Annotated in this window: 5 protein-coding genes; 3 read left to right on the top strand and 2 right to left on the bottom strand. The window is 52.1% G+C overall.

The window, feature by feature from the left end; genetic code table 11:
* Both ACJHX3_RS13145 and ubiG read right to left on the bottom strand, forming a co-directional pair.
* Positions 1–156, bottom strand: a 156-nt coding sequence (locus ACJHX3_RS13145; protein WP_001521991.1) for a helix-turn-helix domain-containing protein, incomplete at its 3' end; no start/stop codon positions are given.
* 74 nt (positions 157–230) lie between these two features.
* Positions 231–953, bottom strand: coding sequence for a bifunctional 2-polyprenyl-6-hydroxyphenol methylase/3-demethylubiquinol 3-O-methyltransferase UbiG (gene ubiG, locus ACJHX3_RS13140; protein WP_000990765.1), 723 nt, complete (start codon positions 951–953; stop codon positions 231–233).
* Positions 954–1,099: 146 nt separating this feature from the next.
* Here ubiG and gyrA point away from each other — a divergent pair, with 146 nt between their 5' ends.
* The 3 genes from gyrA (at position 1,100) to ACJHX3_RS13125 (ending at position 6,184) form a co-directional block, all read left to right on the top strand.
* Positions 1,100–3,727 carry a DNA topoisomerase (ATP-hydrolyzing) subunit A gene (gyrA, locus tag ACJHX3_RS13135; RefSeq protein WP_001281242.1) on the top strand — a complete coding sequence of 876 codons (2,628 nt, stop codon included), beginning with the start codon at positions 1,100–1,102 and terminating at the stop codon, positions 3,725–3,727.
* Between the two features lie 148 nt (positions 3,728–3,875).
* Entirely contained in the window at positions 3,876–5,564 is a 1,689-nt protein-coding gene (locus ACJHX3_RS13130) for a DUF2138 domain-containing protein (protein ID WP_042097474.1), read from the top strand.
* A complete protein-coding gene (locus ACJHX3_RS13125; RefSeq protein WP_001322734.1) occupies positions 5,561–6,184 on the top strand; it encodes a DUF1175 domain-containing protein in 624 nt (207 codons plus the stop codon). The genes ACJHX3_RS13130 and ACJHX3_RS13125 overlap by 4 nt, the downstream gene beginning before the upstream one ends.
* Positions 6,185–6,188: the final 4 nt, after the last annotated feature.

Here is a 6,188-nt window from a genome sequence, read left to right as displayed (position 1 = left end):
ATCCAGTGCCCGAGGACCGTGAAGAAGAAAAAGATTAATCCAGTGTGAGAGGCTGGTGTGAGAAAGTTGAAAGAGTTTTGCCGTAGAAATGATGCCTGCATGACCGGCCAGGTAATGATTTACAGCGGCAAGTTTTACTTCAAATGAATGTTTCATAAACTGCACCTTCAGATGTCAGATTATGTCCAACATTTGGGGTGCAGTTCAAGCACCTTATCCGGCTAACAATTTTATTTATTCTGCGTGTGCAGCATATAGTTCACATCCACGCCGGGGCCGAGTTTAAAAGTATTAGTGATCGGGTTGTAATGCAGCCCAGTGATATGCCGCTCTTTAAGGCTTGTCTGATCTACCCAGCCAAGCAGCTCTGCCGGTTTAATAAACTTCTTCACATCATGCGTGCCTTTGGGCACCATGCGCAAAATATATTCCGCGCCAACCACCGCCATCAGCCATGACTTGCCGTTGCGGTTAAGCGTCGAGAAAAAGACATCGCCGCCCGGTTTCACCAGTTGCGCACAGGCTCTGACCACTGACTGCGGATCGGGGACGTGCTCCAGCATCTCCATGCAGGTCACCACATCATACTGCCCGGCATGTTTTGCCGCGTGCTCTTCCACGGTTTCCTGCACGTAATCCACCTGAATGCCGCTTTCCAGTGCGTGCAGCTTTGCCACCTGCAATGGCTCAAAGCCCATATCCAGACCGGTCACCGTCGCGCCTTCGCGCGCCATACTCTCGGCCAGAATGCCGCCGCCGCAACCGACATCGAGCACCTTTTTGCCAAATAAACCGCCAGCACGCTCGGCAATATAGCCCAGACGCAGCGGGTTAATGCGGTGCAGCGGTTTGAACTCACCTTCAAGATCCCACCAGCGGGAGGCGACGGCTTCAAATTTAGCGATCTCTTCGTGGTCTACGTTATGGTTTACCGGCGATTTTTCGGCATTCATTGGCACTTCTACTCCGTAATTGGCAAGACAAACGAGTATATCAGGCATTGGAGGTGAATAAAGCGTATAGGTTTACCTCAATCTGCGCGGCTGTGTTATAATTTGCGACCTTTGAATCCGGGATACAGTAGAGGGATAGCGGTTAGATGAGCGACCTTGCGAGAGAAATTACACCGGTCAACATTGAGGAAGAGCTGAAGAGCTCCTATCTGGATTATGCGATGTCGGTCATTGTTGGCCGTGCGCTGCCAGATGTCCGAGATGGCCTGAAGCCGGTACACCGTCGCGTACTTTACGCCATGAACGTACTAGGCAATGACTGGAACAAAGCCTATAAAAAATCTGCCCGTGTCGTTGGTGACGTAATCGGTAAATACCATCCCCATGGTGACTCGGCGGTTTATGACACGATCGTCCGTATGGCGCAGCCATTCTCGCTGCGTTACATGCTGGTAGACGGTCAGGGTAACTTCGGTTCCATCGACGGCGACTCTGCGGCGGCAATGCGTTATACGGAAATCCGTCTGGCGAAAATTGCCCATGAACTGATGGCCGATCTCGAAAAAGAGACGGTCGATTTCGTTGATAACTATGACGGCACGGAAAAAATTCCCGACGTCATGCCAACCAAAATTCCTAACCTGCTGGTGAACGGTTCTTCCGGTATCGCCGTAGGTATGGCAACCAACATCCCGCCGCACAACCTGACGGAAGTCATCAACGGTTGTCTGGCGTATATCGATGATGAAGACATCAGCATTGAAGGGCTGATGGAACACATCCCGGGGCCGGACTTCCCGACGGCGGCAATCATTAATGGTCGTCGCGGTATTGAAGAAGCTTACCGTACCGGTCGCGGCAAGGTATATATCCGCGCCCGTGCTGAAGTGGAAGTTGACGCCAAAACCGGACGTGAAACCATTATCGTCCATGAAATTCCGTATCAGGTGAACAAAGCGCGCCTGATCGAGAAGATTGCGGAACTGGTAAAAGAAAAACGCGTGGAAGGCATCAGCGCGCTGCGTGACGAGTCTGACAAAGACGGTATGCGCATCGTGATTGAAGTGAAACGCGATGCGGTTGGTGAAGTTGTGCTTAACAACCTCTACTCCCAGACCCAGTTGCAGGTTTCTTTCGGTATCAACATGGTGGCATTGCACCATGGTCAGCCGAAGATCATGAACCTGAAAGACATCATCGCGGCGTTTGTTCGTCACCGCCGTGAAGTGGTGACCCGTCGTACTATTTTCGAACTGCGTAAAGCTCGCGATCGTGCTCATATCCTTGAAGCATTAGCCGTGGCGCTGGCGAACATCGACCCGATCATCGAACTGATCCGTCATGCGCCGACGCCTGCAGAAGCGAAAACTGCGCTGGTTGCTAATCCGTGGCAGCTGGGCAACGTTGCCGCCATGCTCGAACGTGCGGGCGATGATGCTGCGCGTCCGGAATGGCTGGAGCCAGAGTTCGGCGTGCGTGATGGTCTGTACTACCTGACCGAACAGCAAGCTCAGGCGATTCTGGATCTGCGTTTGCAGAAACTGACCGGCCTTGAGCACGAAAAACTGCTCGACGAATACAAAGAGCTACTGGATCAGATCGCAGAACTGCTGCGTATTCTTGGCAGTGCCGATCGTCTGATGGAAGTGATCCGCGAAGAGCTGGAGCTGGTTCGTGAACAGTTCGGCGACAAACGTCGTACTGAAATCACTGCCAACAGCGCCGACATCAACCTGGAAGATCTGATCACCCAGGAAGATGTGGTCGTGACGCTCTCTCACCAGGGCTACGTTAAATATCAGCCGCTTTCTGAATACGAAGCGCAGCGTCGTGGCGGGAAAGGTAAATCTGCCGCACGTATTAAAGAAGAAGACTTTATTGACCGACTGCTGGTGGCGAACACCCACGACCATATTCTGTGCTTCTCCAGCCGTGGTCGCGTCTATTCGATGAAAGTCTATCAGTTGCCGGAAGCCACTCGTGGCGCGCGTGGCCGTCCGATCGTCAACCTGCTGCCGCTGGAGCAGGACGAACGTATCACTGCGATCCTGCCGGTGACCGAGTTTGAAGAAGGCGTGAAAGTCTTCATGGCGACCGCTAACGGTACTGTGAAGAAAACCGTCCTCACCGAATTCAACCGTCTGCGTACCGCCGGTAAAGTGGCGATCAAACTGGTTGACGGCGATGAGCTGATCGGCGTTGACCTGACCAGCGGCGAAGATGAAGTAATGCTGTTCTCCGCCGAAGGTAAAGTGGTGCGCTTTAAAGAGTCTTCTGTCCGTGCGATGGGCTGCAACACCACCGGTGTTCGCGGTATTCGTTTAGGCGAAGGCGATAAAGTCGTCTCTCTGATCGTGCCTCGTGGCGATGGCGCAATCCTTACCGCAACGCAAAACGGTTACGGTAAACGTACCGCGGTGGCGGAATACCCAACCAAGTCGCGTGCGACGAAAGGGGTTATCTCCATTAAGGTTACTGAACGTAACGGTTTAGTGGTTGGCGCGGTACAGGTAGATGATTGCGATCAGATCATGATGATCACCGATGCCGGTACGCTGGTACGTACTCGCGTTTCGGAAATCAGCATCGTAGGCCGTAACACCCAGGGCGTGATCCTCATCCGTACTGCGGAAGATGAAAACGTAGTGGGTCTGCAACGTGTTGCTGAACCGGTTGACGAGGAAGATCTGGATACCATCGACGGCAGTGCCGCGGAAGGGGACGATGAAATCGCTCCGGAAGTGGACGTTGACGACGAGCCAGAAGAAGAATAATTTTACTTCTTCATGCCAAAAGGGAGCTATCTCCCTTGTTTGAATTGAAAAGTCCAGGCTGCAAAGTCTGGGCTTTTGTCGTATTAGGGCGCGGTAAAGTTTTGCTGTGCTCGTAAAAAATGGCTGGCTTTACACAAGGAATGTGGCAATGAGTGGTGAAAAAAAGGCGAAAGGCTGGCGGTTCTATGGTCTTGTAGGTTTAGGCGCAATAGCACTGCTTTCCGCTGGCGTCTGGGCGTTGCAATATGCTGGCAGTGGGCCAGAAAAAACGTTGTCGCCGCTGGTGGTGCACAACAATCTGCAAATCGATCTCAATGAGCCGGACCTCTTTCTCGACAGCGACTCTCTGAGCCAGCTTCCCAAAGACCTCCTTACCATTCCGTTTCTCCACGATGTTCTGAGTGAAGATTTCGTTTTCTATTATCAGAATCATGCCGATCGTCTGGGCATTGAAGGCAGCATTCGCCGCATTGTCTATGAACACGATCTCACGCTGAAAGATAAGCTCTTTTCGTCACTCTTAGATCAGCCCGCGCAGGCGGCGCTATGGCACGATAAACAAGGCCATCTTTCACATTACATGGTGCTGATCCAGCGCAGTGGTTTAAGCAAACTGTTGGAGCCATTGTTGTTTGCCGCTACCAGCGACAGCCAGTTAAGCAAAACGGAAATCAGTAGCATCAAGATAAATAGTGAAACTATTCCTGTTTATCAGTTGCGCTATAACGGCAATAACGCCCTGATGTTCGCGACATATCAGGACAAGATGCTGGTGTTTTCCAGCACGGATATGCTGTTTAAAGATGATCAGCAGGATACCGAAGCCACGGCGATCGCAAGTGATTTGTTGAGCGGCAAAAAACGCTGGCAAGCCAGCTTTGGCCTGGAAGAGCGTACTGCCGAAAAAACGCCAGTACGCCAGCGCATCGTGGCCAGCGCCAGGTTGCTGGGTTTTGGCTACCAGCGGTTAATGCCTTCTTTTGCTGGCGTACGCTTCGAAATGGGTAACGACGGCTGGCACAGTTTTGTGGCGTTAAATGATGAATCCGCAAGCGTAGATGCCAGTTTCGATTTTACGCCGGTATGGAACAGTATGCCTGCCGGGGCCAGCTTCTGTGTGGCGGTGCCGTATTCGCATGGTATTGCCGAAGAGATGCTTTCGCACATCAGCCAGGAAAACGACAAGCTGAACGGGGCGTTAGATGGTGCCGCCGGGCTGTGCTGGTATGAAGACTCAAAATTACAAACCCCGCTATTTGTTGGTCAATTTGATGGCTCAGCCGAACAGGCACAACTGCCTGGGAAACTGTTTACGCAAAATATTGGTGCGCACGAAAGCAAAGCGCCAGAAGGTGTTTTGCCGGTAAGCCAGACTCAGCAGGGCGAAGCGCAAATCTGGCGTCGCGAAGTGAGTTCCCGATACGGCCAGTATCCGAAAACACAGGCGGCGCCACCAGATCAATTAATGTCGGATTATTTTTTCCGCGTGTCGCTGGCGATGCAAAACAAAACGCTGCTTTTCTCCCTCGATGACACGCTGGTTAATAACGCGCTGCAAACACTGAATAAAACCCGCCCGGCAATGGTGGATGTAATACCCACTGATGGCATCGTTCCACTCTATATCAATCCACAAGGCGTGGCGAAACTGCTGCGTAACGAAACGCTGACCAGTCTGCCGAAGAATCTCGAACCGGTTTTTTATAACGCTGCACAAACTTTATTAATGCCGAAGCTGGACGCTTTATCTCAACAACCTCGTTATGTCATGAAGCTGGCCCAGATGGAACCCGATGCCGCCTGGCAGTGGCTACCCATAACCTGGCAGCCGCTATGAGGCACGGGCTGCTGGCGCTGATTTGCTGGCTGTGTTGTGTTGTTGCCCATAGCGAAATGCTGAATGTCGAACAATCCGGGCTGTTTCGCGCGTGGTTTGTACGCATTGCACAGGAACAGCTCCGCCAGGGGCCAAGTCCGCGCTGGTATCAGCAGGATTGTGCGGGCCTGGTGCGATTTTCGGCGAACGAGGCGCTGAAAATTCACGACAGCAAATGGCTAAAAAGTAACGGCATAGCAAGTCAGTATTTGCCGCCTGAAATGACGCTAACACCTGAACAGCGTCAACTGGCGCAAAACTGGAATCAGGGGAACGGAAAAACCGGCCCCTATGTGACCGCGATTAATTTGATTCAATATAACAGCCAGTTCATTGGCCAGGACATAAACCAGGCGCTGCCTGGCGATATGATTTTTTTCGATCAGGGCGATGCCCAGCACTTAATGGTCTGGATGGGGCGTTACGTCATCTACCACACCGGAAGCGCCACGAAAACTGACAACGGAATGCGCGCAGTCAGTCTGCAACAACTTATGACATGGAAGGACACCCGATGGATACCCAACGATTCCAATCCCAATTTCATTGGCATTTATCGTTTAAATTTTCTGGCGCGATAGCAGC

Origin of the sequence: Escherichia sp. WS1265, assembly GCF_046487585.1 — a bacterium.
GTDB lineage: Bacteria > Pseudomonadota > Gammaproteobacteria > Enterobacterales > Enterobacteriaceae > Escherichia > Escherichia coli.
Note: the sequence above shows the minus strand (reverse complement) of the source record. Positions and strands in the feature narration are given on the sequence as shown.

Bases quoted from the DNA above. Each gene is read 5' to 3' on its own strand.
- ubiG (WP_000990765.1), bottom strand. From the start codon at position 953: ATGAATGCCGAAAAATCGCCGGTAAACCATAACGTAGACCACGAAGAG.
- gyrA (WP_001281242.1), top strand. From the start codon at position 1,100: ATGAGCGACCTTGCGAGAGAAATTACACCGGTCAACATTGAGGAAGAG.
- ACJHX3_RS13130 (WP_042097474.1), top strand. From the start codon at position 3,876: ATGAGTGGTGAAAAAAAGGCGAAAGGCTGGCGGTTCTATGGTCTTGTA.
- ACJHX3_RS13125 (WP_001322734.1), top strand. From the start codon at position 5,561: ATGAGGCACGGGCTGCTGGCGCTGATTTGCTGGCTGTGTTGTGTTGTT.